Annotated in this window: 1 protein-coding gene and 1 pseudogene; both read left to right on the top strand. The window is 41.2% G+C overall.

Features of this window, described 5'->3' with window-relative positions; all coding sequences use genetic code 11:
- Window positions 1-128 precede the first annotated feature (128 nt).
- Window positions 129-2,336 (top strand): annotated as a pseudogene (locus tag CKY02_RS22185) (calcium-binding protein); the annotation flags it as partial.
- 684 nt (window positions 2,337-3,020) lie between these two features.
- Window positions 3,021-4,954 (top strand): MARTX multifunctional-autoprocessing repeats-in-toxin holotoxin RtxA (gene rtxA / locus CKY02_RS22180; RefSeq protein WP_112896923.1); only part of this gene is annotated, 1,934 nt, incomplete at its 3' end.

Below are 4,954 nucleotides of genomic sequence, written 5' to 3'. Positions count from 1 at the left end.
ATGACTCAAAACGGACAGGCCGGGTCGGGTGGGAAAGACTATGGGAAGGCTGGTTCCTGCTACAAACGCTTATTGATGGGTATTTACTGGCTAAATCGGTTGATGTAGAGATGTGACTAAGAGACAGGCCAACGCCGCCGTTGGTTAATCCATTTGATGGTGCAGCCCGTATTTCCGGTGTGTTGCAAAGCATTGCTCATTCTGGTGAAGAGCAGGACTGGCTAGCGGTGCAAGATCAGCAATGGACAATCGCTGGTGCGAAAAAATTTGTTCAGGATATGTCTGGTTTGGACCAAACCAGCAGCGTTGACTATAAGACGCTGGTTGATTTGGGTTCTCAACATGAGCGTAGTAGCCGTGGTCTGAAAAGTGATACGGAAGCCGCTCTGAATAAGCAATTCAACCAGTGGCTAAGTAGTAATGGCAACAGCGTTGATATAGGTAAAATGAGCCGTGCGGATAAATTCCGTCAGGCCAATGAGAAACTGGCATTTAACTTTGCGATAGGGGGACAGGGGGCGGATATTCAAGTGACCACGGGTAACTGGAACTTTATGTTTGGTGACAATATCCAGTCGATTCTCGATACTAACCTGGGTTCGTTGTTCAGTTTAATGACTCAGCAATACTCGACAACCGGTATAGCGAAGACAACGTTTACCTATAATCCGCAGGATTTGCCTCGCCAGCTTAAGAATAAATTGCTTGGCCGGTTAGCTAGTGTGAATGCAGATACCACTTTAGCGGATATCTTTGATGTACATTACACTGCGGATGGTCGTATTGTCTCCCGTGGAGACGAGCCAGTGGATGGTGTGGCTATTCTAAAAGAGATGATTGAAGTCATTGGAAAATTCGGTGGTGAACAACTGAAAGTTTTCACTGATCCAGATAAATTGCTAGACGGCCTGAAATCTCACCTCAATATGGGGACGGATGGCATTAAATCCTTTGCTGAGAGTCATGGCCTGAAACAGAAAGAGCCTGATGAAAATGAAAAAGCGCAGAGCAGCACGCCAATGACTATGGGGACGGAGAGCACCGAACCAGAGCGTGCACTTGGTTTTCATTCGCTGAATTTGCCTAACTTATTTGCGACGATGTTCAGCAAAGATAAGCAAGAAGAGATGAAGTCATTAGTGACCAACTTAAAAGGAAATCTAACCGCAGATCTGCTCAATATGGAGCAGAAAACGTTTGATTTCTTGCGTAACAGCGGTCATCTGCAAGGGGATAGTGATATCCATGTATCGTTGGGGAACTATAACTTCAACTGGGGCGGTGATGGTAAAGATCTTGGCGCCTATCTGGGAGATAACAACAACTTCTGGGGTGGTCGCGGAGATGATGTTTATTATTCAATCGGTACTTCCAACATCTTTGCGGGTGGTGCAGGCAATGATCTGGGCGTCCTGATGGGACGTGAGAACTGGATGTTTGGCGGTAGTGGCGATGATACCGTGATGGTAGCCGGACGTATTAACCATGTGTTCATGGGGGAAGGTAATGACCAGACGTTTGTCTTTGGCGAAGGTGGATTAATTAATACCGACAAGGGCCAGGATTACGCTGTCACCTCGGGCAACTACAACCGGGTGGATACCGGAGAAGATCAAGATTATGCCGTGACCATTGGTAATAACAACCGGGTTGAATTGGGTGCAGGCCATGACTTTGCCAGAGTATTTGGTAATGATAACCGGATTGACGGCAACACCGGTAACGATGTGATTAAACTGATGGGCTACCATGCGGTGATTAATGGTGGAGAAAGTGACGACCATCTGATAGCGGCCGCAATTTCGAAGTTCAGTCAGTTTGATGGTGGTGATGGTCAGGATCTGCTAGTGTTAGGCGGTTATCAGAACCGCTTCCAGGGTGGTGCGGGTGTAGATAGCTTTGTGGTCAGTGGTAAGGTGATTGACAGTCAGGTTGATGATATCAATGCAGAAGATATGATTGTCTTTGACGGCATTGACTGGCAAAACCTGTGGTTCCAGCGTAGCGGATATGATCTGGTATTATCAGTAAACCGCCATACTGAGGATAAAACTGCTCAGGGGGCATTTGAATCAATAGGTTCGGTCACTTTTAGCAATTACTTTAATGGTAATCGTGCCAAACTGGTGGCGCAGATGGGAGATAAGAATGCATCGGGAGAGCGTGAGTTTACGGCGCTATCGGATAATGCGGTTGATACTTTGATCCAGTCAATGAGCAGTTTTGCGCCGACAGCGGGTGATAATGGTTTTATTGAAAATCTGGACAATAAGGCGAAAATTGCCATTACAACGGCGTGGGCAGATACCACGGTGGGTAAGGCGCAGTTTGCGTAATTAATTCTCAAAAATAAAAGTTAAAATGAATAATAAAAAAGGCTCACAGAATCGGTGAGCTTTTTTTACTGCTGAATAACAAATGTTCATTATATTATAGGTTGTTCACTGACCAATGGTGATTTACATTAATTAGTTTTATTTATCATTATTATTTCCTGACTAAAAGAGTAGGATATTATTATCTCATTTACTTATATTGTTTTAATAGCTATAATCTGTATGGTTATTTATGGAAATGGAATAAAATAATTGATCGTAATTGATGAAATTTTATATCTTAGTTTAGTCGTTACTTTATTATCTTATCTGTATTTTCAATATTATCGTGGAAAAAACATCTGCGTTAACGATCTTTTTGAATTTTTTATTTATCTCATTCGATGGATTTGTTTTAAGGTGTTTGTAAATGCATCAAATTGAAACTTTTCTAAACTTAGTGTTTTCCTTGTTATATCCGTTTTATTAATAAATTACTTTTGGAAAAAAGTATGTCTGATAAATTCGTAAAAATAATATCTGATGTTAATTTTAATAGCGGTTTTTTTCTTTATTTAATTTTTTGCTATTAAAAGTCAGAAGATTTCACTGTTTTGTGAGAGATTGAATATTCAAAATAACTGCCCTATCTGTTAGGTGCAGTGGTTTTCTGCTTAACTTCAATAATAAATTAAAGGACTATTGATGGGGAAATCATCAAATAGAAGTACAGAGTACTTTTTTACTGGGAAATATTATGACGATAATGACGGTAACAGTATTACTGCTATTGGTATTGGTGGTGAAGTTTATGCTTATGGCGGAGATGATGATGTTACTGTTGGTTCATTAAAGGTCAATGTATACCATACGAATGGTGAACTTTCAGTAAAGGGAGCTTCAGGTTATACCGGTATTAGTAAAACGGGAAATGGCGGCTTGTCATTTACCGGTGCAGCCGGTTCGACTTTTATTGATCACACGGGTGAGACGGGAAATTTAAATTATTCGGGTGCTGCTGGCTATAACAAACTGGTTCGTAAAGGTTTATCTGGAGATACAAGTTTTAAAGGGGCTGGTGGATACAATGAATTATGGCATGAAATTGATCAGGGAAATATCTATTTTGCTGGCGCAGGAGCGGCTAATAAAATTGACCGTACCTGGTTTAGTCATTATGAGGGTACTCAAGGAGATGTAACATTTAACGGCGCAGGCGCTGCAAATAGTATCGATTCGCGGATAGAAAGCGGCGACGTCATTTTGAATGGTGTTGGTGCTGATAATCATATTGTACGTAAGGGTAGAGAAGGTAACGTTATCTTGCGTGGTGCGGGGGCAGCGAATCGCATTGAACGTATACGTCATAGTGAAGATGGATATGAACAGACACAGGGTAATATTACTCTTGAAGGTGCGGGTGGTTATAACAAACTCTATTCTGATGTTGCCCACGGTAATATTCATTTTACTGGTGCAGGAGCTTATAACGAAATTACCCGAGCAGGTACAAAAAATGAAATAGAATTTGCTCAGGCTAAAGATATTGTTATGACATCAGCAACAATGGAGGGACGCTGGATTCAACAATCCCGGCAAGTTAAAGCAGTTAAATCCTCTGTAGAGCCTGATACTTATCTCTTTGCCATTGCCAATAATGTTAATACTAAAGTTGTTTCTGTGCGGCTGCAAAATAATCCTGATACCGGTAAGCTCCGTTATTATGCCACTTCTTGGTATAAGGAAGGTAATCATCTTAAGGATATTGCTAAGGAAAATATCAACGTAAATAATGGATTTATCCCCGTTAAAAGGGAAGGTGCTATTACGCTTGCTGATATTAATTTTGTATATCGACAAGAAACCACAATACAGGGCGTTGAGGAGGTATTATTAACCGATAAATGGGTGAATTATTCCGATGATACTAACATTAAAGCGAAAAATGTCACACTGGGTAGTGCCAAAATGGGAGGGTACGCGATCTCTTCTAATGGACTGAAAATCGATGTCTCTCCGGTTAAATCAAATGAGCAACCTGATACTTATGTATATGCAATATTTCTGGAACCTTATACCAAAGTGGTTGAGGTTAAGTTGGCGAATGATGATGAAACAGGAAAGCTGAAATATATTGCAAAATCTTGGTATAAAAAAGGTGACCATACTGGCCGTTTAGCGGATGAAAGTTTTTCCTATCCTCGTGGTTATCGATCAATTGGGGCTGGTTATACGTTAAGTCAACTTCATTATGATTTAAATATAGCAGATGATGTTGCTGATTGCTTGACGGATCTTGAAGGTTATTCTGAGCAAGATCTTATCAAATCATCAAAGAATGGCGGTGATAGTTCCGGTAATATTTATTTCATCGGTACAGGTGGTGGAAACGTTATTACATCCAATGTGTCGCACGGTAATATTAATTTCACAGGAGCGGGGGCGGCTAATATTATTCTGCACAGTTCAACATTCGGTAATACGTATTTTGAAGGGGGCGGGAGTGCTAACGTCATTGTGAAAAGTGGTGAAAAGGGCGATCTGACATTTCATGGTGCGGGTTTAGCCAATGTTCTGGTTCACCAAGGCCAGAGCGGAAAAATGAATGTTGATGCTGGTGGTGCGGTAAATGTTCTTGT

The organism is Photorhabdus bodei (assembly GCF_003287735.1).
GTDB lineage: Bacteria > Pseudomonadota > Gammaproteobacteria > Enterobacterales > Enterobacteriaceae > Photorhabdus > Photorhabdus kayaii.
Note: the sequence above shows the minus strand (reverse complement) of the source record. Positions and strands in the feature narration are given on the sequence as shown.